The organism is Ideonella sp. A 288 (assembly GCF_002198735.1).
Classification (GTDB): Bacteria; Pseudomonadota; Gammaproteobacteria; order Burkholderiales; family Burkholderiaceae_C; genus Pseudaquabacterium.
In genome coordinates this window covers 1-20,139 of record NZ_MWLO01000019.1, presented here as the reverse complement: position 1 = coordinate 20,139, position 20,139 = coordinate 1, and the positions used below count along the sequence as shown (strand labels likewise).

General features: G+C 72.9%; 22 protein-coding genes. 15 read left to right on the top strand and 7 right to left on the bottom strand.

The window, feature by feature from the left end; all coding sequences use genetic code 11:
- The first annotated feature begins 262 nt into the window (after positions 1-262).
- The 3 genes from putA (at position 263) to EOINJALH_RS00790 (ending at position 4,477) form a co-directional block, all read left to right on the top strand.
- Entirely contained in the window at positions 263-3,277 is a 3,015-nt protein-coding gene (gene putA, locus EOINJALH_RS00800) for a bifunctional proline dehydrogenase/L-glutamate gamma-semialdehyde dehydrogenase PutA (RefSeq protein ID WP_088278408.1), read from the top strand.
- A gap of 86 nt (positions 3,278-3,363) precedes the next feature.
- On the top strand, positions 3,364-3,942 hold the full coding sequence (locus tag EOINJALH_RS00795; protein ID WP_199873108.1) for a Uma2 family endonuclease: 579 nt from the start codon (positions 3,364-3,366) through the stop codon (positions 3,940-3,942).
- Between the two features lie 145 nt (positions 3,943-4,087).
- Positions 4,088-4,477 (top strand): hypothetical protein, encoded by a 390-nt coding sequence (locus EOINJALH_RS00790; RefSeq protein WP_088278407.1) that lies wholly within the window; start codon positions 4,088-4,090, stop codon positions 4,475-4,477.
- Positions 4,478-4,805: 328 nt separating this feature from the next.
- Here EOINJALH_RS00790 and EOINJALH_RS00785 read toward each other — a convergent pair whose 3' ends face one another.
- Positions 4,806-5,102, bottom strand: coding sequence for a hypothetical protein (locus tag EOINJALH_RS00785; RefSeq protein WP_144289795.1), 297 nt, complete (start codon positions 5,100-5,102; stop codon positions 4,806-4,808).
- 484 nt (positions 5,103-5,586) lie between these two features.
- On the opposite strand from EOINJALH_RS00785, the gene EOINJALH_RS00780 reads away from it, so the two are divergent.
- Positions 5,587-6,429, top strand: a complete 843-nt coding sequence (locus EOINJALH_RS00780; protein ID WP_088278405.1) for a dienelactone hydrolase family protein — start codon at positions 5,587-5,589, stop codon at positions 6,427-6,429.
- Between the two features lie 137 nt (positions 6,430-6,566).
- Complete coding sequence (locus EOINJALH_RS00775; RefSeq protein WP_088278404.1) at positions 6,567-7,013, top strand: SRPBCC family protein; 447 nt, start codon at positions 6,567-6,569, stop codon at positions 7,011-7,013.
- Positions 7,014-7,087: 74 nt separating this feature from the next.
- Here the strand turns inward: EOINJALH_RS00775 and EOINJALH_RS00770 are convergent, their stop codons facing one another.
- Positions 7,088-7,336, bottom strand: coding sequence for a DUF3079 domain-containing protein (locus EOINJALH_RS00770; protein WP_088278403.1), 249 nt, complete (start codon positions 7,334-7,336; stop codon positions 7,088-7,090).
- 259 nt (positions 7,337-7,595) lie between these two features.
- Between EOINJALH_RS00770 and EOINJALH_RS31540 the strand changes: the two genes are divergently transcribed.
- From EOINJALH_RS31540 to EOINJALH_RS00730, 8 genes are all read left to right on the top strand, one after another.
- Positions 7,596-8,066 carry a lipocalin family protein gene (locus tag EOINJALH_RS31540; protein ID WP_158219601.1) on the top strand — a complete coding sequence of 157 codons (471 nt, stop codon included), beginning with the start codon at positions 7,596-7,598 and terminating at the stop codon, positions 8,064-8,066.
- A 16-nt stretch (positions 8,067-8,082) separates the two neighbouring features.
- On the top strand, positions 8,083-8,286 hold the full coding sequence (locus tag EOINJALH_RS00760; protein ID WP_088278401.1) for a hypothetical protein: 204 nt from the start codon (positions 8,083-8,085) through the stop codon (positions 8,284-8,286).
- A 176-nt stretch (positions 8,287-8,462) separates the two neighbouring features.
- Positions 8,463-8,711: a DUF4266 domain-containing protein gene (locus EOINJALH_RS00755; RefSeq protein ID WP_088278400.1), complete on the top strand. Its 249-nt coding sequence runs from the start codon at positions 8,463-8,465 to the stop codon at positions 8,709-8,711.
- Complete coding sequence (locus EOINJALH_RS00750) at positions 8,711-9,880, top strand: DUF3570 domain-containing protein (RefSeq protein ID WP_234413587.1); 1,170 nt, start codon at positions 8,711-8,713, stop codon at positions 9,878-9,880. Before EOINJALH_RS00755 ends, EOINJALH_RS00750 begins: the two co-directional genes overlap by 1 nt.
- 12 nt (positions 9,881-9,892) lie before the next feature.
- Positions 9,893-10,804: an FAD:protein FMN transferase gene (locus tag EOINJALH_RS00745; RefSeq protein ID WP_088278399.1), complete on the top strand. Its 912-nt coding sequence runs from the start codon at positions 9,893-9,895 to the stop codon at positions 10,802-10,804.
- Between the two features lie 47 nt (positions 10,805-10,851).
- Positions 10,852-12,036 carry an Ig-like domain-containing protein gene (locus EOINJALH_RS00740; RefSeq protein ID WP_088278398.1) on the top strand — a complete coding sequence of 395 codons (1,185 nt, stop codon included), beginning with the start codon at positions 10,852-10,854 and terminating at the stop codon, positions 12,034-12,036.
- Between the two features lie 79 nt (positions 12,037-12,115).
- Entirely contained in the window at positions 12,116-12,694 is a 579-nt protein-coding gene (locus EOINJALH_RS00735) for a TlpA disulfide reductase family protein (protein ID WP_234413586.1), read from the top strand.
- Between the two features lie 25 nt (positions 12,695-12,719).
- Positions 12,720-13,148, top strand: coding sequence for a hypothetical protein (locus tag EOINJALH_RS00730; RefSeq protein ID WP_088278397.1), 429 nt, complete (start codon positions 12,720-12,722; stop codon positions 13,146-13,148).
- On the opposite strand, the gene EOINJALH_RS00725 is transcribed toward EOINJALH_RS00730, so the two are convergent.
- Positions 13,093-14,283, bottom strand: a complete 1,191-nt coding sequence (locus EOINJALH_RS00725; protein WP_088278396.1) for a serine hydrolase — start codon at positions 14,281-14,283, stop codon at positions 13,093-13,095. The genes EOINJALH_RS00730 and EOINJALH_RS00725 overlap by 56 nt on opposite strands.
- An 83-nt stretch (positions 14,284-14,366) precedes the next feature.
- Between EOINJALH_RS00725 and EOINJALH_RS00720 the strand changes: the two genes are divergently transcribed.
- Positions 14,367-15,392 (top strand): methionine synthase, encoded by a 1,026-nt coding sequence (locus EOINJALH_RS00720; RefSeq protein WP_088278395.1) that lies wholly within the window; start codon positions 14,367-14,369, stop codon positions 15,390-15,392.
- Here EOINJALH_RS00720 and EOINJALH_RS00715 read toward each other — a convergent pair.
- Positions 15,389-15,751: a hypothetical protein gene (locus EOINJALH_RS00715; RefSeq protein ID WP_144289794.1), complete on the bottom strand. Its 363-nt coding sequence runs from the start codon at positions 15,749-15,751 to the stop codon at positions 15,389-15,391. The genes EOINJALH_RS00720 and EOINJALH_RS00715 overlap by 4 nt on opposite strands.
- Before the next feature lie 12 nt (positions 15,752-15,763).
- Between EOINJALH_RS00715 and EOINJALH_RS00710 the strand changes: the two genes are divergently transcribed.
- Positions 15,764-16,762 carry a tripartite tricarboxylate transporter substrate binding protein gene (locus EOINJALH_RS00710; RefSeq protein ID WP_088278393.1) on the top strand — a complete coding sequence of 333 codons (999 nt, stop codon included), beginning with the start codon at positions 15,764-15,766 and terminating at the stop codon, positions 16,760-16,762.
- 12 nt (positions 16,763-16,774) lie between these two features.
- Here the strand turns inward: EOINJALH_RS00710 and EOINJALH_RS00705 are convergent, their stop codons facing one another.
- From EOINJALH_RS00705 to EOINJALH_RS00695, 3 genes are all read right to left on the bottom strand, one after another.
- Positions 16,775-18,421, bottom strand: a complete 1,647-nt coding sequence (locus tag EOINJALH_RS00705) for an MBL fold metallo-hydrolase (RefSeq protein WP_310732228.1) — start codon at positions 18,419-18,421, stop codon at positions 16,775-16,777.
- A 46-nt stretch (positions 18,422-18,467) separates the two neighbouring features.
- Complete coding sequence (locus tag EOINJALH_RS00700) at positions 18,468-19,619, bottom strand: CaiB/BaiF CoA-transferase family protein (RefSeq protein ID WP_088278391.1); 1,152 nt, start codon at positions 19,617-19,619, stop codon at positions 18,468-18,470.
- 58 nt (positions 19,620-19,677) lie between these two features.
- On the bottom strand, positions 19,678-20,139 hold a 462-nt coding region (locus EOINJALH_RS00695), incomplete at its 5' end, for a MarR family transcriptional regulator (protein ID WP_310732227.1).

Sequence of the window (20,139 nt, the reverse complement as noted above, 5' to 3'; positions counted from 1 at the left end):
CCGATTGGGCGGCCGCGGCCGGCTCGCCGATGCGGCCATCAGGGCGCTGGCCGTCGGTCAATTCAACTTCCCCCGACAGCCCGGCCCGAGCGCGTCCGCAATTCCCCACAGCCGTGGGCGGCACGCCACTGCGTGCGGCAACGCGGCCCAGGCCGCACGGCCGGCCGAACAAAATTCGGTGGTCGACCTTGATTCCCGCCAGTCAAGCCGGCGCCGATCGCCATAACCTTGCGACTTTCGCCCAGCACCCCCGGAGACCCCCATGCCGCTCGCCACCGCCTCCCTGCTGCCGCCGCCCTGCCGTGACGAGGCCGAGCGCGTGCGCGCCTCGCTCGACCGCCTGCGCGCCGGCGGCGGCTTCGACTGGGCGAACGTCATCGCCACCGCACGGCCCTGGGTGGACGCGGTGCGGCGCGCGCCGGCGCCCTTCTGGGCCATGGAATCGCTGCTGCGCGAGTACCCGATCTCCAGCGCCGAGGGCCTGGCGCTGATGCGGCTGGCCGAGGCGCTGCTGCGCGTGCCCGACGCCGAGACCGCCATCGCGCTGACCGCCGACCAGCTGGGCCGCGCCGATTTCGGCGGCGCCGCCGACGGCTCGCCTCACAAGCTGCTGGCCGGCCTGTCGGCCAGCGCCATCGGCCTGGCCAAGCGCTTCCTGCCCGACGAGCAAGGCAGCCGCCCGGGCCTGATGGAGCGCCTGGGCGCGCAAACCGTGGTGGCCGCCACCGTGCGCGCCATTCAGCTGTTGGGGCGCCAGTTCGTGCTGGGCCGCAGCATCGCCGAGGCACTGGGCGAGGCCCGCTCGCAGCGCCGCGACCAGCCCGCGCTGCGCTTCTCGTTCGACATGCTGGGCGAGGGCGCGCGCACCGACGCCGACGCGCTGCGCTACCTGGCCTCGTACACCGACGCCATCCAGGCCATCGCCGCGGCCACGGCCGGCCAGGTGCCGGCCGTGGCGGGCCACGGGCCGGCCATCCGCGACGGCATCTCGATCAAGCTGTCGGCGCTGCACCCGCGATACGAGGCGCTGCAGCGCGACCGCGTGATGGCGGAGCTGCTGCCGCGCGTGCAGGGGCTGATCGACATCGCCGCGCGCGCCGACATCAACTTCACCATCGACGCCGAGGAGTGCGACCGGCTGGAGCTGTCGCTGGAGGTGTTCGACCGCCTGGCCGCGCACGTGCAGACCACCGCGCCGCAGTGGCAGGGCTTCGGCCTGGCCATCCAGTCGTACCAGACCCGCGCGCTGGAAACCATCGACGCGGTGGCCGACATCGCCCGCCGGCGCGGCCTGCGCTTCATGGTGCGGCTGGTGAAGGGTGCCTACTGGGACGGCGAGGTCAAGCGCGCGCAGGAACTGGGCCTGGACGGCTACCCGGTGTTCACCCACAAGCACCACACCGACCTGTCGTACCTGGCCTGTGCCAAGGCGCTGATCGACCACCACGCGCTGATCCTCACACAGTTCGCCACGCACAACGCCGGCACCGTGGCCGCCATCGTGGGCATGGCCAAGGCCGCCGAGGCGCGCTTCGAGATGCAGCGCCTGCACGGCATGGGCGAGGGCCTGTACCGCGAGGTGCTGGCCAGCCTGCCGACGATGGCGCTGCGCGTGTACGCCCCGGTGGGCGAGCACCGCGACCTGCTGGCCTACCTGGTGCGCCGGCTGCTGGAGAACGGCGCCAACTCGTCCTTCGTGCACCAGATGGCCGACGCCGAGGTGCCGATCGAGGCGCTGCTGCAGTCGCCGCTGCACGCCGCCGACGGCCCTGGCCAACCCGCGCCGGTGGCGATGTTCGGCCGCGAGCGCGACAACTCCACCGGCGCCGACCTCACCGTGCCCGAGCAGCACTCGCCCTTGCTGGCCGCGGTGGCCGCCGCGCAGGTGCCGACGGTGCCGCTGGCCGCGGGCACCGACGTGGCCGAGGCCATGGCCCGGCTGGACGCCGCCTTCGACGCCTGGGCCGTCCGCCCGGTGGCCGAGCGCGCCGCCATCGTGCGCCGTGCCGGCGACCTGCTCGACGCGCGGCTGGCGGCCTTCAGCGGCCTGCTGGTGCGCGAGGCCGGCAAGACGCTGGGCGACTGCGTGGCCGAGGTGCGCGAGGCCGTCGACTTCTGCCGTTTCTACGCCGCGCAGGCCGAGGCCCGCCTGGCGCCGATTGCGCTGCCCGGCCCCACCGGCGAGAGCAACGAGCTGCGCCTGCACGGCCGCGGCGTGTTCGTCTGCATCTCGCCGTGGAACTTCCCGCTGGCCATCTTTGCCGGCCAGGTGGTGGCCGCGCTGGTGGCCGGCAACCCCGTGGCGGCCAAGCCGGCCGAGCAGACGCCCGGCGTGGCGCAGGCCTTCGTCGACCTGCTGCACGAGGCCGGCCTGCCGCACGACGCCATCGCGCTGCTGCACGGCCCCGGCGAGACGGTGGGCGCGGCGCTGGTGGCCCACCCGGCCACCGCCGGCGTGTGCTTCACCGGCAGCACGCAGGTGGCCAAGATCATCCAGCGCACGCTGGCCGCCAGCGACGGCGCCATCGTGCCGCTGATCGCCGAGACCGGCGGACTCAATGCGATGGTGGTCGATTCGAGCGCGCTGCCCGAGCAGGTGATCGACGCCGTGGTGCAGAGCGCCTTCCGCTCGGCCGGCCAGCGCTGCTCGGCGCTGCGCCTGCTGCTGGTGCACGAGCGCGTGGCCGACGGCGTGATCGAGATGCTGCGCGGCGCGATGCAGGCGCTGGTGGTGGGCGAGGCCGCCGACCTGGCCACCGACGTGGGCCCGGTGATCGACGGCGAAGCGCATGCCGGCCTCACCCGCCACGTGCAGCGCCTCAGCCGCGAGGCCACGCTGATCGGCCGCGCCCCGATGCACGACCGCTTCCTGTCCACCCACATCGCGCCGGTGGCCTTCGAGCTGAAGGCCATCGAAGACCTGCGCGAGGAGGTCTTCGGCCCGGTGCTGCACGTGGTGCGCTGGGGCGGCGACGTGGACGCGCTGGTGGCCCGCATCAACGCGCTGCGCTACGGCCTGACGCTGGGCATCCAGACGCGCATCGACAGCCGCGCGCTGCGCATCGCCGACACCGCCCGCGTGGGCAACGTCTACGTCAACCGCAACATGATCGGCGCCGTGGTGGGCGTGCAGCCCTTCGGCGGCGAGGGCCTGAGCGGCACCGGCCCGAAGGCCGGCGGGCCGCACTACCTCTACCGCTTCTGCGCCGAGCAGACGCTGACGATCAACACCGCCGCGGCGGGCGGCAACGCGGCACTGCTGGCGGGCGGGCACTGATCCGAGGTGGGGCGACGGGCCACGCCCGTGCCGCACCGCCACGGCCGGCCTACACTGCGCAGACTGCCACCGACCGGAGCCTGATCGTGGGTGACACCGGCGCCCGAATCGCCCTGTCTGCCGACGCCTACCTGGCCTGGGAGGCGACCGAACCGGTCCGCCACGAGTTCGTGCGCGGCGAGGTGTTAGCGATGGCCGGGGCCGAGGAGCGGCACGTGACCACCGCGCTCAACGTCGCGATGGCCTTGCGAGCGCATCTGCGCGGCACACCGTGCCGCACCTTCATCACCGACATGAAGCTGCGGGTGGAGGCGGCCGACGCCTACTTCTACCCCGACGTGATGGTCACCTGCAGCGCCGCCGATGTGGCCGATCCGCTGGTCAAGCGCGAGCCGGTGCTGGTGGTGGAGGTGCTGTCGCCGGGCACCGCCGCCTGCGACCGCGGCGACAAGTTCGCCGCCTACCGCACGCTGCCGTCGCTGCGCGAGTACCTGCTCGTCGACACCGAGTCGCGCCGTTGCGACCTCTACCGCAAGGGCGCCGACTGCCTGTGGGTGCTGCACCCGGTCGAGCCCGGGCAGGCGGTGCCGATCGACACCGTGGGCCTGACCCTGTCGGCCGAGGCCCTGTGGGACGAGGTCGGCCCGCCGTCCACGGCCGGCTGACCCTGCCACGGCGCACCCCGCCGCCATTGCCCCGCGACGGCATCGCGGCGCGGGCCGGCCAGAGTCGCCTCATCAGCTCTGCCGACACCGAGGCTCGGCAGCGTCGGTACGATCGCGACATCGCCACGCCGTCGGAGTCCTGCCCATGGTCCGTCCTGTCCGCCGTCCCGTCCACTGTCTCGTCGCCGTCGGCCTGGCCTTCGGTGCCCTCGCCGCCCAGGCGCAGGCCCCGCAGTTTCCGGACGGGGCCACCACCCCCACGTCCGCGGACATCAAGGCCTACCTCGACGGCAAGGTCTTCGACGTGGCCATCGCCGACGGCACACGCTGGCGCCTGGAATACAAGTCCAACGGCTACTTCTTCGTCGACACCAGCACGGGCTTCCGCAACAGCGGCACCTGGCAGGCCGAGGACGGCAAGCTCTGCGGCCACCTCAAGGGCCGTGACCGCGGCTGCAACGATGTGCGCCTGCACCAGGACCTGCTGCACCTGAAGCGCGACAGCGGCGAGATCATCCGGTTCACGGTGAAGTGACACGGGGATGACTCGGCCAGGGCCGGGCACGTCCTCGCAAGGAAAGGCGGCTCTCGAAGTGCCCGCTGGCCCGTGCCTCCCATGAAACGGCGCGGGTTGGGCCCGTGGCGAGCACGCCCGGCCGCCGTCGGCGATGACGGCGTGCAGCCACCTTGCGTGCGCCCGTTCCGCATGGGTGCGGTCGACGCGCGCAGGGGCTGTCTGTCGTGATCGGCTGGCGGCGCGGGTGGCAAGGGGGCGGCCGCTGGTTCTGGCAAGCGTCAGGTGGGGACGGCCTGTCGCCCACCGACGCCATCGCAGCAGCCGCAGCCGCGAAGCAGCCGCGAAGCTACTTCTTGCGCGCTTGCCAAATCTCTTGCAGGTACTTTTCCATCTCGTCGGGCGAGATCAGGTGGTCGTTGTTGGTGTCGATCCGCGCCCAGTTCCTGACATCGGGCCGGTCGCCCGCGCCGAGCGTGGCGGCACCGGCGCCAGTGGCCTGGAGTTGCTTGGCCACCTGTCGGTCGGACGCGCTGTGTGTGCTGAGGGACTTCGCGGCGGCTGCCTTGTCCGCCTTCTTTTCCTCGGCGACGACAAAGGGTGTTGCCAGCGCCAGCGACGCGGCCACAAGGATGGGATGTGTCATGCTCGATTCTCCAGTTGAAAGGGACATACGGGCCCGTAAACCAGCACGGGCCCACGATGACCACTGAGGAGCAGGTCTTGTCCACACCCCGACGAGGCGGTGCAGGCCATGCCGGGGTTCGGCGAGCCAACCCGTGCTGACGACATGGCCGGGCGCGAGCGAGCGACAAGCTCACGCCGCGCCGGACTACTCCCCTTCAACCAGTGGGGCCCAGCTCAGAAACTCGGGGGGCCAAAAAGTTCAATCCGACAGGGCATCCAGCAGCCATGCCCGTCTCGCCCCGGCCACACGCACCCCGTGCGGTGTCGCGGCCCTGGCCAGCCAGCACACCTGAGCGGCCAGACAGACCGCCTGCGGCTGGCCCCGTGCCGCGCGGCGCCCAGCCGCAAACGCCAGGCGGCCGCGTACCGCGCTTGCGGTACCCTCGCCACGCACCTGGTGCATCGCCCCTCAGCCCGAACCCCGCGCCACCCGCGCCGAAACCATGTCCAACGTCACCCTTGCGATCGCCGCCGCCCTGTGCCTCGCCGGCACCCACGCCGCCGCCCAGCCCGCAGCGCCCACGGGCGAGATCAAGGGCGAGGCCTGGGTGCACACCGCCGAAACGCTGGCCGCCACGGCCCGGCAGGCCGACGTCTGCCTGCCAGCCGCGGCCACGGGCGGCGCCATCGCCTGCGGCAAGCTCGAGGCGCTGCCCCAGCCCGCCGGCGCGCGGGTGCCGGTCGTCGTCTTCCTGCACGGCTCGTCGGGGCTCGGGCTGAAGGCCATCGGCGAGTGGCAGCGGTGGCTGGCCGGCCTGGGCTTCGCGAGCATGGCGCCGGATTCCTTCGCGCTGCCGGGCCATGTCACCTACAAGTCGCCGATCGACAAGGACTCGTACGAACGGATCCATGCGCTGCGCGCCTCCGAGATCGCCCCGGCCCTGGCCGCCCTGCGCTCGCAGCCCTGGGCCGACCCGGGCCGGTTGATCCTGGCCGGCACCAGCGAGGGTGCCGTGCCCGTGGCCCGGTACGCCGGCACCGAGTTCATCGCGCGCCTGCTGTTCGCGTGGAGCTGCGAGGACAACTACTTCGTCAAGGCGCCGCAGAACGCCTTCGAGCCCGGCAAGCCGGTGCTCAACGTCATCAGCGCGACCGACCCGTTCTTCTCGAAGTCGAACAGCTGGCTGGGCAACGCGGCCGCGCAGGGCCACTGCGGCGCTGCGCTGAAGGACAACGCCCGCGCCGCCGTGCTGCTGGTGCCGAACGCGCCGCACACGCTGCTGAACCTGCCGGCCGCGCGCAGCGCCACCGCGGGCTTCCTGCAACTGCTGTCGGCCCGGGATTGATCGCCACGGCTCCCCCTGCCCGATCCTGGCGATCGGTGGCACGCCCGACCACCGTCGCGTAGATTCGGCCCCGGCCCCTTCACCATCCCGCCGGCGGGCCACCCGGTCCGTCCAGTCCGCGCACAGGAGTCCCCGCCATGTCCGACCCCACCGTCCGCCTGCACCGGGTGCTGCGCACCACGCCGGCCAAGGTCTACCGCGCCTTCCTCGAGGCCGATGCCATGGCCAAGTGGCTGCCGCCCTACGGCTTCACCTGCCAGGTGCACGCCATGGACGCCCGAGTCGGCGGCACCTTTCGCCTGTCGTTCCGCAACTTCTCCACCGGAAACAGCCACTCGTTCGGCGGCGAATACCTGCAGTTGGTGCCGAACGAGCTGATCCGCTACACCGACCGCTTCGACGACCCCCACCTGCCGGGCCTGATGGAGGTGACGGTGACGCTGAAGCCGGTGCTGTGCGGCACCGACGTCGGCATCGTGCAGTCGGGCATCCCCGAGGCCATCCCGCTGGAGATGTGCTACCTCGGCTGGCAGGAATCGCTGGCGCAACTGGCCACGCTGGTCGAGCCCGAGATCCCGGGTTAGGCGCGCGGGCACGGTGGCGGCAACCGCACCGACCTGGCGGCCGCGGCCTTGCCGGCCGGGTTCGCCGGCGCGACCTACGCCGAGTGGCCGTTCGAGCCCGAACGACCGCTGACCGCGGCGGCGTCGGCCTCGGGCCGGGCCGGGCTGGCAAGGGCCACGGGCTGCGGCCCCAACGACTGCCAGTCGGCGCCGAACAGTTCGGCCGGGTGCTGGGTGCGCTCCGAGCCGTTGCCGCACAGCAGCGAATTTGCCGCGCAATAGCGGTCGCAGCCCCAGCAGGTGCGCTCGGGGTGCGGCGGGTCGACGGGGAACTTCTTGGCCATGGCAGCTCGATCGCATCGCGCGGCAGGGCGCCGTGCGGCCCGGCAGTCTGACCGGACCGGGGTGGGCGGGGCTTGTCATGCATCAAGCTGGCGGCGTGGCGACGTGGCGGCGGCGTGGCGGCGGACCGGGCCCCCGCTTGGGCCTTGCCGCGCGGTGGCCCGGGCAGCCGCGGCGCGGTCGAGCCCAGGCTGCAGGCGATGCCAGCGCACCGCGCCCGGCCGGGTGATACGCTGGCCGCCCACCACAGGACCCCTCGACGTGACCCACCTCTGCACCGCACCCCACCCGCACACCACCGCCGTCGCCCCTCGGCGGGCGATCTGGCCCGCCCTTGCCCTGGCGTGCGCGCCCCTGCTGGCCCAGGCGGCGCCGGGCGACGAGGTGGTCGGCCGCTGGAAGATGGTGTCGCACACCTCGACGTACGCGGGCAACACCTTCGATTCGCACGCGGCGCTGCTGCAGCAGCGGCCCTGCGCGGCGGCGATCGTCTACGAGCTGCGCGCCGACAAGTCGTATCGGCTGGATGCGTCCGCCAGCACCTGCGACGAGAAGTACAAGGCCATCCAGGAAAAGCTGTACTCGAACACGAAGTGGAAGGTCGAGGGCAACAAGATCACCACGTCGGCGACGAACTTCGCGGTGGGGCAGACCTACACGCTGTCGGTGGCCGGCAACCGCATGACCTGGGTCGGCACCGAAGGCCAGGGCACGATGGTCTTCCAGAAGTGAGGCGGCGCGGTCGCCGATGACCACCGCGTCGCTGCTGTGGGGCCTGCTGTTCGGCTCGCTGGGCGCGGGCTATGCGCTGTACGGCAAGAAGCAACGGGCGCTGGTGCCGTTCGTGTGCGGCCTGGCCTTGATGGGGGTACCGTACCTGGTGGACAACGCCCTCCTGCTGGTGGCCATCGGCGCGGCGCTGGCGGCGATCCCGTTCGTGGTGCGCGACTGATCGCCCTGACGGGGCCGACGCCGCACCCTCGTCGGGCCGACACAGCCTGACACAAGGGGCGAGCGGCAAAGTCGCCCCTGGCCGTGCAGGCGATCGGCGATTTGCGGCACAGTCGCGGGATGCCGGGGGGCGGCTCAGCCGTACACCTCGATCGTCCCCCCAACCTCTGCCCGCCGATGACGCTGCCCCTGTCCCGCCCTGGCCTCGCGATCGCCGTCCTGGCCGCCCTGGTCGCCCCGGTCGCGCTGGGCGGCTGCACCGCCCTGCCGGCCGTGCAGCCCTGGGAGAAGGGCGTGCTGGCCCGCCCGGAGATGGGCTTCGAGGGCGACCGGCTCGACAACGCCTTCACCGAGCACACCTACAACAGCAAGGAAGCGGCCTCCGGCGGCACCGGCGTGGGCGGCGGCGGCTGCGGGTGCAACTGATGGCCACACCCGACGCGCCGGGCCAGCGAACGGCCACCACCGCCCTGGGCCAGCGCCTGATGGCCGCGGCCCTGGCGCTGCCACTGGCCACCCCGCCCGCGCAGGCCGAGTCCGCGCCCGAGCGCGGCGTGGTGGCGCTGAAATACCTCGACTACCTGGACAGCCAGCCTGGCGCCGACCGCATCCGCGTGCGCGCGCCGTCGCTGCGCGTGCTGGTGCCGCTGCCGGGCGCGACGGGGGGCGTGCTGGGCGGCGACTGGTCGGTGGGCGGCACGCTCACCTCCGACGCCATCTCGGGCGCATCGCCCGCCTTCCACTCGCAGGTGCTGCAGAAAATGCGCGACGAGCGCCACGCGGTCGAGGCCGAGCTCACCCGGCACCTGCCCCATGGCGGCGTCACCTTCGGCGCCGTGGTCTCGCGCGAATCCGACTACCTGTCGCGCGGCCTGTCGGTGCTGGCGCGGCGCGAGAGCGAGGACCGCAACACCACCTGGTCGGCCGGCCTGGGCGTGGCGCGCGATTCGATCAGCCCCAACAACGGCGCCTTCGAGCGCGACACCAAGCGCGTGGTCGACCTGCTGGCCGGCGTCACCCAGGTGATGGGCACGCACGACATCGTGCAGCTGAACCTGGCCCACCGCATCGGCCGCGGCTACTTCTCCGACCCGTACAAGGTGAACGACAACCGGCCGCGGCGGCGCGACAGCAGCACGGCGCTGCTGCGCTGGAACCACCACGTCGAGGCCACGCAGACCACCGCGCGCCTGAGCTACCGCTACTACACCGACAGCTACCGCATCCGCGCCCACACGCTGGGGCTCGAGCTGGTGCAGCCGCTGCCGCGGGGCTGGACGGTGTCGCCGCTGGTGAGGCTGTACACACAGGGCGCGGCGAGCTTCTATGTCGACGCCGACCCCGCCAACGACCCCTTTCCGCCCAACCCGCCGGACGGCGCCGAGTTCTTCTCCGAGGACCACCGCGTCTCGGCCTTCGGCGCGCTGACGCTGGGGTTGAAGGTGGCCCGGCAGATCGGCCCCGACTGGACGGTGGACATCAAGTTCGAGCGCTATGCCCAGCGCAGCGCCTGGCAGCTGTTCGGCAGCGGCAGCCCGGGGCTGGCGCCGTTCGATGCACGCAGCGTGCAGGTCGGCGTGGCGCGGCAGTTCTAGGGCGCTGACCCGATGCACGTCTTCCGCCACGCCTTCGCGGCCATGGCCAGCCCCTGCGAGGTGGTGCTGGCCGCCGACGGCCCGGTGCAGGCGCGCGCGCTGGCGCAGCAGGCCGAGGCCGAGGTGCGCCGCATCGAGTGCGCCTACTCGCGCTACCGGCCCGACAGCATCGTCTCGCGGCTGAACGCCGCCGCCGGCGGGGCGCCGGTCGAGTGCGACGACGAGACGCTGGCGCTGCTGGACTACGCCGACACGCTGCACGCGGCCAGCGACGGCCTGTTCGACATCACCTCCGGCGTGCTGCGCCGGGCCTGGAACTTCCGCCAGCCGCGGGTGCCGGATAGCGCCGAGCTGGACGCGCTGTGCCGGCTGGTCGGCTGGGCCAGGGTGGAGCGCAATGGCCGCCTCGTGCGGCTGCCGCAGGCCGGCATGGAAATCGACTTCGGCGGCATCGGCAAGGAATACGCCGCCGACCGCGCCGGCGCGCTGCTGGCCGGGCAAGGCGTGCGGCACGGCTACGTCAACCTGGCCGGCGACATGCACGTCATCGGGCCCAAGCCCGACGGCGCCGCCTGGATGATCGGCATCCAGCACCCTCGCGAGCCCGGCGAGCTGGTCGCCACGCTGCCGGTGCAGCGCGGCGGCCTGGCCACCAGCGGCGACTACGAGCGCTACTTCGAGCTCGACAGCCGCCGCTACTGCCACATCCTAGACCCGCGCAGCGGCCTGCCGGTGACGCACTGGCGCAGCATCAGCGTGCTGGCGCCGCTGGCGGTGGTGGCCGGCAACTGCGCCACCATCGGCATGCTGCTGCAGGAGCGCGCGCTCGACTTCCTCGATGCGTCGGGCACGCAGTACCTGGCCATCGACCAGCAGGGCGAGGTGCACCTGCGCGCGGCCGAGCCGGCCGTGGCGCCGGCCTGATCTCCCACCCCGATCCGTTCGACCCACACCCCACCGGAGGCCTCCACGTGCCCACCTTCATCGGCAGCGACACCCGCGACGACCGTGCCTCCGTCATCGGGCCCGGCAACTTCCTGGTCGACGGCAAGGGCGGCACCGACACCGTCGACTTCGGCACCTCGCAGCGCAGCAGCTACACCATCGTGCGGCGCAGCGACGGCGTGGTCATGGTCGACACGCTGTCGGGCGCCAGCCAGACCATGCACTCCGAGCTGACGAGCATCGAGAGGCTGAGCTTCAACAGCGGCCGCGATGTGATCGACCTCGCCACGTTCTTCGGCGACATTGCGGCGCCCACGGTGGCCATCTCGGACAACGTGGCCGGCACCGCGACGGGCCGCATCACCTACACGCTGGCCTTCAGCGAACCGGTCGGCGCGCCCGGGGTGGACGACTTCATCGTCACCGGCGGCAGCGTGGTGTCGATCGGCGGCCGGGCGGCGGTCTACGAGGTGGTGGTGGAGCCCAACGCGGGCACCGCGGGCACGGTGGGCCTGACGCTGAAGGCCGCGGCCGTCACCGACGCCGCGGGCAACCCCAACGCCGAAGCCGTGGCCGCGCCGCAGGCCTTCGACACCCGCCACACCACCGTCGCCGGCACCGCCGGCAACGACCGCCTCATCGCCGGCACGGGCCTGCAGACCGTCGACGGCGCGGGCGGCATCGACACCCTGGTGCTGCCGCACGGGCGCGAGGCCTACACCGTGGCCCTCGGCGCCCACGGCACCACGGTGACGGCGAACGACGGCAGCGCCACGCTGCAGCTGACCGGGGTGGAGCGGCTGGAGTTTGCCCACTCGAAGCTCGCGCTCGACCTGGACGGCCATGCCGGCACCGTGGCCAAGGTGCTGGGCGCGGTGTTCGGGCGCGAGTCGGTGCACAACACCGACTACGTGGGCATCGGCCTGGGCTTCAGCGACGGCGGCATGGGCTACCAGGCGCTGATGCAGCTGGCGCTCGACGCCCGGCTGGGTGCCAACGCCAACCACGGCGCGGTGGTCGACCTGCTCTTCACCAACGTCGTCGGCGTGGCGCCCACGGCCGAGCAGCGCGCCAGTTTCGTCGCGCTGCTCGACAGCGGCGCCCACACCCACGGCTCGCTGGGCGTGCTGGCCGCAGACCATCCGCTGAACCTGGCCAACATCGAGCTCGCCGGCCTGGCGCAGACCGGGCTGCTCTACGTGGGAGGCTGAAATGAAACTGCCCCAAGCTCACTGCGTTCGTTGCCCCGAGGGGCGCGTCAGTCCCTTCGGGCTGCCGGGCGGTACTGACATGCGCGACACCGAACCGCCGATGAATGACACGCCAGAGACGCGTCCGACGATCACCGTTGCCGCGCGGCGCCAGGCGCTGTCGCTGGTGCTGGCCTGGACTGCGCTGCCGGCCCTGCTGGCCGCCGGCGCCGCCCGCGCCCAGGCCGTGGGCAGCCCCGTGCCCGACATCGACCTGCCCGACAGCACCCTGCCGGCGCGCAAGCTGTCCGACCTGAAAGGCAAGGTGGTCTACCTCGACTTCTGGGCCTCGTGGTGCGGCCCCTGCCGACAGTCGTTCCCGTGGATGGCCGAGATGCAGAAGAAGTACGGCGCGCGCGGGCTGCAGGTGCTGGCCGTCAACCTCGACGCCAAGCGCGCCGACGCCGACGAGTTCCTGAAGCAGCACCCGGCCGGCTTCGCGCTGGCCTTCGATGCCAAGGGCGATTCGGCGCGCCGCCTGGCCGTCAAGGCCATGCCCACCTCGCTGCTGATCGGCACCGACGGCCAGGTGCTGATGCTGCACCGCGGCTTCCGCCTCGACGAGCGCGAGGCGCTGGAAGCCCGGCTGGCCGCGGCGCTGGGCAAGGGCCCGCCGTGACCGCCGCGGATCGCCCGGGAGGCCCATGCCGCCGCGCGCGGGGCACGGCATGGCGCGGGTGAAGCACGCGGCCGGCGCGCTGGTGCTGGCCCCTGCGCTGTGGCTGGCCTCACTGGTGTTGCCGGGCTGGACGGTGATGGTGCTGGCGGCCTGGCTGCTGCTGGCCGCCGCGGTGTCGCTGGGCACCTTCGACCCCATGCCCCACGCCACGCCCGGCGCCACCTTCGCGCGCGGCCTGGGCCTGGGGCTGGCCACGCTGGCGATGGCGCAACTGGTGGGCGTGGCGATGGGCGGGCGCGACCCGCTGCAGCCGCTGCAGCGCACGGCGCCGATGGCGGCACCTGCCTCTGCCACGCCGGCGACACCGGCACCCCCCGGCCCCGCCAGCAGCGCGCCGCTCAGCCCGCTGCCGATGCCGTCGCCGTCGAGTGCAGCGCGTGCACCCGCCGCTTGAAGGCGAACCAGAACGGGTGCCAGAAGGCCATCATGCGGTGCGTCATCAGCACGCCGGCCAGGCCGGCGCGCGGCGCGACCCACCAGTGCGTGCCGGCCAGGCCGCCCCACTGCATCTCGCCCACCGCGTCGTCGCCGCCCAGCGCCGACGGCTCGAGCGTCACCGCGCCGGCCAGCCCGTGGCCCATGCTGGGCACCGAACCGCCCACGCTGAAGCGCACGTGCAGCCCCGGCGCCAGGTGGTTGCGGTGCATCAGCGCGACGGTCTCGGGCTTCAGCAGGGTCAGTCCGCCGGGCAGCAAGCCGCGCAGCAGGGCCAGCCAGTCGGCCTGCGTGGTGAACAGCCCGCCCGAGCCCGACTGCCGCGCAAATTCGCGCTGCCAGGCGCCGGCATAGGGCACGTCGCCCAGCCGCGCCAGGCCGCGGCCCATCGGGTTGGCGGCATCGGCCGCGCCATACAGCGCGGTGAAGCGCTCGCGCTGCGCCGGCTGCAGCACGAAGCCGGTGTCGACCATGCCCAGCGGGCCGAACACGCGCTGCTGCAGGAAATCGCCGAAGCGCTGCCCGCTGATCACCTCGACCAGCCGCGCCAGCACGTCGGTGGCGTTGGAGTACTCCCACGCGGTGCCGGGGTGGAAGGCCAGGGGCAGGGTGCCCAGCACGTCCATCGTGGCGGCCAGCGACACCTCGGGGCTGCGCACGCCGCGCGCGTGGTAGGCGTCGTAGAGCAGCGTGCCGGGGTCGAACACGCCGGTGGTGAAACCCGCACTGTGGGTGAACAGGTGGCGCAGGGTGATGGCCGAGGCCGCCGGCTCGGTGTCGTCCAGCGATTGCGCGCCGGGCCGCAGCACGCGCATCGCGCCCAGCGCAGGAATCCACTGCGCGATCGGGTCGTCCAGGCCGAAGTGCCCTTCCTCCATCAGCAACAGCGCGGCGCAGGCGGTGACCAGCTTGGTGTTCGAGAAGGCGCGGAAGATGTGGTCCTCGCGCAGCGGCACGCGCTGCTCGCGGTCGGCCCAGCCGACGCAGCCGCTGTCGACGACCTCGCGGCCGCGCATCACCGCGAAGGACACGCCGGGCAACAGGTCGCCGTCGACGAGGCCGCGGGCCAGGGTGAGCAGTGTGCTGTCGGTCATCGCCGGTGGGGTTTGCCGCAATGAGTGTAGACAGCCCGGCGCGTAGAGTGGCTGCGGCTGAACCCACCCCCGGAGACCCCCTCATGTTCGACACCGCCATTGCCGGCAGCCTGCCCAAGCCCGCCTGGCTCGCCGAGACCGGCAAGCTGTGGCCCACCTGGCGCGCCCAGGGCGACGAGCTGCGCCAGGCCAAGCTCGACGCCACGCTGCTGTGGATCAAGGCCCAGGAAGACGCGGGCCTGGACGTGATCGGCGACGGCGAGATGTCGCGCCAGCACTTCGTGCACGGCTTCCTCGAGCGCGTGGACGGCATCGACTTCGAGCACAAGGTCGAGATGGGCATCCGCAACGACCGCTACAAGGCCATGGTGCCGCAGGTGGTGTCGTCGCTGACGCTGAAAGGACGCGTCCACGAGGCCGAGGCCCGCTTCCTGCGCGCGCACACCACGCGCAAGACCAAGTTCACGCTGCCCGGGCCGATGACCATCGTCGACACCGTGGCCGACCGCTTCTACGGCGACCGCGTGAAGATGGCCTTCGCCTTTGCCGAGCTGCTGAACCAGGAGGCGCTGGCGCTGCAGGCCGACGGCATCGACATCGTGCAGTTCGACGAACCGGCCTTCAATGTGTTCCTCGACGAGGCCGCCGACTGGGGCGTGAAGGCACTCGAGCGCGCGGCGCAGGGCCTCACCTGCACCACCGCCGTGCACATCTGCTACGGCTACGGCATCGCCGCCAACATCGACTGGAAGAAGACGCTGGGCCAGGAGTGGCGGCAGTACGAGCGCGTGTTCCCGGCGCTGGCCGCCAGCAGCATCGACCAGGTGAGCCTGGAGTGCATCCACTCGCAGGTGCCGCCCGAGCTGATGGCGCTGCTGGCCGGCAAGGACGTGATGGTCGGCGTCATCGACGTGGCCAGCGACCAGGTCGAGACCGCCGAAGAGGTGGCCGACACCATCGGCCGCGCGCTGCAGTTCGTGCCGCGCGAGCGGCTCATCGCCTGCACCAACTGCGGCCTGGCGCCGATGGGGCGCGACGTGGCCGAGGCCAAGCTGCGCGCACTGGCCGCGGGCGCGGCGCTGGCGCGGCAGCGGCTGGGCGCTGTCTAGCGCACCTTGATCGTGGCCACCATGCCGTCGACGAAGTGCGGTCGCACGTTGCAGATCACAAGGTAGTCGCCGGCCTCGGCGAACGAGATCGACTCGACGCGGTTCGACGCGTTGGACGGTTCGGCCGTCGCGGGGTTGCCGGGCGGCGGGCCGCCGGCCGGGGCGATGCCGCGGTAGGACAGGTACGTGTTGAAGTACCGGATGCGCCGCGGATCGCGGTGTGCGCGTGCAGGACAAGCCTCGGTGCCGCCCGATGGCGCAATGACGGCGAGCGCGCCAGGGTCTAGCCTCGGCCCTGGGGCAAGTCGGGACGACCGGGCCCGACCGCCTGTGCGATCCTGGCCGCCGAACCCCGGCACCGAGAGGACCCCATGACCCGCCACCGTTCCCCCCTGACCCGAGCCTTGGTGCACGCCGTCGGCGCCGCCGCCCTGCTGGCCTCGGCGCTGGCCGCGCCCACGGCCTGGGCCCAGGCCTGGCCCACCCGCCAGCCGATCAAGCTGGTGGCGGTGTTCCCGCCCGGCGGCTCGGTGGACCAGGTGGCGCGCATCCTGGCGCCGGCGCTGCAGCAGCAACTCGGCCAGACCGTGGTGGTCGACAACAAGGGCGGTGCCTCGGGCTCCATCGGCACCGCCGCGGTGGCCGCCGCACCGGCCGACGGCTACACCTTCGCGGTGGTCTTCGACACGCACGGCGTGAACCCCAGCCTGATCGCCAGCCTGCCCTTCGACACGCGCAAGGACCTGGCCGCGGTGGCCCTGGTGGGCACCGGCGCCATGCTGCTGGCCACGCATGCCGACTCGCCGTACAAGAACTTCGGCGACGTGGTGGCCGCGGCCAAGGCCGGCAAGGCGGTGAGCTACGGCAGCATCGGCTCGGGCAGCCTGGGCCACCTGGCGATGACGCTGCTGGCCCGCAACGCGCAGGCCGACCTGGTGCACGTGCCCTACCGCGGCGGCGGCCCGCTGATGAACGATGCCGTCGCCGGCCACGTGCCGCTGTCGGTGGGCTCGGTGTTCCTGATCAAGCCGCACCTCGACAGCAAGCGGCTGCGGCCGCTGGCCGTCACCACCAGCCAACGCTCGGCCAACCTGCCCGACGTGCCCACGGTGGCCGAGAGCGGCTTCGCCGGCTTCGACGCGCCGGCCTGGTGGGCGGTGCTGGCCCCGGCGAAGACGCCGCCCGAGATCGTCAAGCGCATGAACGACGAGATCAACGCCGCGCTGCGCCTGCCCGAGGTGGCCGGCAAGCTGGCCGCGCAGGGCATCGAACTGCGCACCGGCACGCCGCAGGCGGCGCAGCAGTTCATCGAGCAGCAGATCACCACCTGGGCCAAGGTGGTGAAGGACAACGGCATCAAGGCCGACTGACCGCAGCGGCGCTCAAACCCGCCAGCGCCCGCCCTCGTCGGCCCGCACCGCGCCCTCGTCGCGCAGCTTGAACAGGTGCGCGCGCAGCGAACGCAGCGCCACCGCGTGCAGGGGCTTGGGCGTGTCGGCATACACCACGGCCAGCAGCGCGGCCTCGTCGGCGGGCCCATGCGACTGCACCGCGGCCAGCACCTTGGCCTCGCGGCCCAGGCGGTGGGCGATGGTCTTGCGCACCACCTCGTGCGGCTGGTCGATCAGGAAGCCATGGCCGGGGGCCAGCCACTCGAGGTCGAGGTCGAGCAGCCGGCGCAGCGAGGCCAGGTACACCGCCATGTCGCCATCGGGCGGGTTGATGACGACGGTGGAGCCCTGCATCAGGTGGTCGCCGGTGAACAGCAGCTTCTCTTCCTCGAGCAGGTAGCACAGGTGGTTGCTGGCGTGGCCGGGCGTGTGCACGGCGCGCAGCGTGACGCCCTCGCCCAGCGCCAGCACGTCGCCGTCGGCCAGCACGTGGTCGGGCTGGAAGCCGGTGTCCTGCCATTCAGGGTGAGCGGCCACCCGGCCCCAGGTGGGCGCGCCGGTGGCGGCCTTCAGCGCCGCCACGGCGGGCGAGTGGTCCTTGTGGGTGTGGGTGACGAGCAGGCGCGTCACCCGGCCCGGGGCGGCGGCCAGCAGCGCCTGCACGTGGGCATCGTCGTCGGGGCCGGCATCGAGCAGGGCCCAGTCGTCGCCGCCGGGCACGCCGATGAAGTAGGCGTTGGTGCCCGGCCCGGTCATCATGCTGCCGTTGGGCGCGGTGACGCGGCACACCCGCGGCGACAGCCATACCGGCACGCCCGGCGCCAGCTCGGTGCTGACGGTGCCGCGGCCGTCGGGGTCGAGCCGGCCGATCTCGGCATAGGCCCAGCCGCCGGGGTTGACCACGGTGCGGCCGCCCGGGCCCTGGCCGAGCCGCGGGCGGATCAACGGCACGCGGGCCTGCGCGCGCGCCGCGTCGATCACCGCCTGCGCGGTGGCGAAGCCGGCCAGGTGCTTCAGCGTCAGCTCGGTCACGTTCAGCAGCTTCAGGCCACGCGCCTTGTCCAGCGCCTCGGCCGGGGTGATCCACAGCAGCTCGACGGTCTCGGTGGCGTCGTGCCGCGCGGTCTGGCCGGCCGGCGCGTGGGCGACGAAGAAGCGTGTGTCGAACAGCTTGGGCAGCCCGGCCGGCGTGAGCCAGTGGCTGTAGTAAGCCAGATCGCCGACGGCGAGCGTCACGCCGAGCTGCGCGCAGACCTGGGCCATGCCGGTCTCGTTGGCATGCAGCGCGTGGCGCAGGGCCACCAGCGCGTCGGACTCCTGCGCGTCGAGCGCCACCATCGCGCCCGAGGCGTCGGTGGCGAACAGCAGGCCGGCCTCCTCGAAGCACTCGCGCACCGCGGCGATCCAGTAGTCGAGCCCGCCCGCCGCCAGGTCGAGCCGGGCGCTGGCCGCCGCGTCGTCGAGGCCGCGGCACAGCTCGTAGTGGCCGGCGTCGGCCTTGTCGAGCAGGCCACCGGGAAAGACGGCCGCGCCGGAGTTCTGGTCACCGGGGCGGTCGGCGCGGCGCAGCATCAGCACCTCCAGGCCGCGCGGCGCGTCGCGCAACACGATGACCGAGGCGGCCTTGCGCGGGACCACGGAGGCGGGCCTGGAATCGGTGGAGGCGGCAGGTCCGGTGCTCATCTCAGGCCCCCACCGCGGCGCCGCTGGCGCGCAGCGCGGCAATCTCGTCGGCGCTGAAGCCGGCCTCGGCCAGCACCGCGGCGGTGTGCGTGCCCGGGGCCACCGGCGGCCGGGGCGTGTCGGGCACGCTGCGCGAGAAGCGCGGCGCGGGTGCTGCCTGCACCACGCCGTCCAGGTCGATGAAGGCGCCGCGCTCGGCGGCGTGGTGGTGCCGCGGCGCCTCGCTGAGCGTGAGCACCGGGGCGAAGCAGGCGTCGGTGCCTTCGAGCAGCGCGCACCACTCGTCGCGCGTCTTCTCGCGCATGCGCGCGGCGATGGCCTCGCGCATCTCGGGCCACAGGCGCGGGTCGTACTGGCGCTTGACGAAGCGCTCGTCCAGGCCCGTGCGCTGCACGAACTCGGCGAAGAACTTGGGCTCCAGCGGGCCCAGGGCGACGTGTTTGCCGTCGGCCGTCTCGTAGGTGTCGTAGAACGGCGCGCCACCGTCGAGCAGGTTGGCACCGCGCCGCGAGTCGTCCCAGCGGCCGGCGGCCTGCAGGCCGTGGAAGATGGACATCAGCGACGAGGCGCCGTCGACCATCGCCGCGTCGACCACCTGGCCCTGGCCCGAGCGCGAGCGCTCGAACACCGCGGCCATCAGCCCGAAGGCCAGGTACAGCGCGCCGCCGCCGTAGTCGCCCACCAGGTTGAGCGGCGGCACCGGCTTGCCGCCGGCCGGGCCGATGGCGTGCAGTGCGCCGGTGAGCGCGATGTAGTTCAGGTCGTGCCCGGCCGCGCTGGCCAGCGGGCCGGTCTGGCCGAAGCCCGTCATGCGGCCGTAGACCAGGCCCGGGTTGCGCGCGTGGCACTCGGCCGGGCCCAGGCCCAGGCGCTCGGCCACGCCGGGGCGCCAGCCCTCGATCAGCACGTCGGCGCGGTCGATCAGGCGCAACGCGGCGTCGCGGCCGGCGGGCTGCTTGAAATCGAGTGCCACCGAGCGGCGGTTGCGGCCGCTGACCTCGAACTTCTTGTCCACCGGCACGCCCAGGCCGCTGGGCTCGGTGCGGTCGATCCGCAGCACGTCGGCACCCAGGTCGGCCAGCAGCATGGCGCACATCGGGCCGGGGCCGATGCTGGCCAGTTCGATCACGCGCAAGCCTGCAAGCGGTCCCATCGTCGTTGTCCGTTCGAATCAAAAGTGCAGTGTGCCGCAGGTGCGCGGCCGGGCGATGTCACCCGTGTTGCTGCAGCCGCTTGGCCTGCGCCAGCAGCTTGTCGAGCGCACGGTCGAGCACGGCCTGCTCGTCGGGCGACAGCGCTTCCAGCAGGAACTGCTCGCGCGCCTCGGCCATCGGCACGATCTTGCGCACCAGCGCGCGGCCGGCCGGCAGGATGCGCAGCACCAGGTTGCGGCGGTCGGCGGCATCGGGCTGGCGCTCGATGAAGCCGTCGCGTTCGAGCCGGGTGACGGCGCGGCTGACCTGCATCTTGTCCAGCGTGGTGCGGGCGCCCAGCTGCGTGGTCTTGATCTCGTCCACCTCGGCCAGCTGCGCCAGCACCCGCCATTCGTCCCGGGTGAGATCGAATCGCTCGGCGTACACCGCCGCCAGCGCACGGCTCACCGACTCGGCCACCACGGCCAGCCGGTAGGGCAGGAATCGTTCGAGGATCATCGGTGGCAGATGGGCGTGGGG

Coding starts and splice junctions, on each gene's coding strand:
- putA (WP_088278408.1), top strand. CDS start 263: ATGCCGCTCGCCACCGCCTCCCTGCTGCCGCCGCCCTGCCGTGACGAG.
- EOINJALH_RS00790 (WP_088278407.1), top strand. CDS start 4,088: ATGGTCCGTCCTGTCCGCCGTCCCGTCCACTGTCTCGTCGCCGTCGGC.
- EOINJALH_RS00785 (WP_144289795.1), bottom strand. CDS start 5,102: ATGACACATCCCATCCTTGTGGCCGCGTCGCTGGCGCTGGCAACACCC.
- EOINJALH_RS00780 (WP_088278405.1), top strand. CDS start 5,587: ATGTCCAACGTCACCCTTGCGATCGCCGCCGCCCTGTGCCTCGCCGGC.
- EOINJALH_RS00775 (WP_088278404.1), top strand. CDS start 6,567: ATGTCCGACCCCACCGTCCGCCTGCACCGGGTGCTGCGCACCACGCCG.
- EOINJALH_RS00770 (WP_088278403.1), bottom strand. CDS start 7,336: ATGGCCAAGAAGTTCCCCGTCGACCCGCCGCACCCCGAGCGCACCTGC.
- EOINJALH_RS00760 (WP_088278401.1), top strand. CDS start 8,083: ATGACCACCGCGTCGCTGCTGTGGGGCCTGCTGTTCGGCTCGCTGGGC.
- EOINJALH_RS00755 (WP_088278400.1), top strand. CDS start 8,463: ATGACGCTGCCCCTGTCCCGCCCTGGCCTCGCGATCGCCGTCCTGGCC.
- EOINJALH_RS00750 (WP_234413587.1), top strand. CDS start 8,711: ATGGCCACACCCGACGCGCCGGGCCAGCGAACGGCCACCACCGCCCTG.
- EOINJALH_RS00745 (WP_088278399.1), top strand. CDS start 9,893: ATGCACGTCTTCCGCCACGCCTTCGCGGCCATGGCCAGCCCCTGCGAG.
- EOINJALH_RS00735 (WP_234413586.1), top strand. CDS start 12,116: ATGCGCGACACCGAACCGCCGATGAATGACACGCCAGAGACGCGTCCG.
- EOINJALH_RS00730 (WP_088278397.1), top strand. CDS start 12,720: ATGCCGCCGCGCGCGGGGCACGGCATGGCGCGGGTGAAGCACGCGGCC.
- EOINJALH_RS00725 (WP_088278396.1), bottom strand. CDS start 14,283: ATGACCGACAGCACACTGCTCACCCTGGCCCGCGGCCTCGTCGACGGC.
- EOINJALH_RS00720 (WP_088278395.1), top strand. CDS start 14,367: ATGTTCGACACCGCCATTGCCGGCAGCCTGCCCAAGCCCGCCTGGCTC.
- EOINJALH_RS00710 (WP_088278393.1), top strand. CDS start 15,764: ATGACCCGCCACCGTTCCCCCCTGACCCGAGCCTTGGTGCACGCCGTC.
- EOINJALH_RS00700 (WP_088278391.1), bottom strand. CDS start 19,619: ATGGGACCGCTTGCAGGCTTGCGCGTGATCGAACTGGCCAGCATCGGC.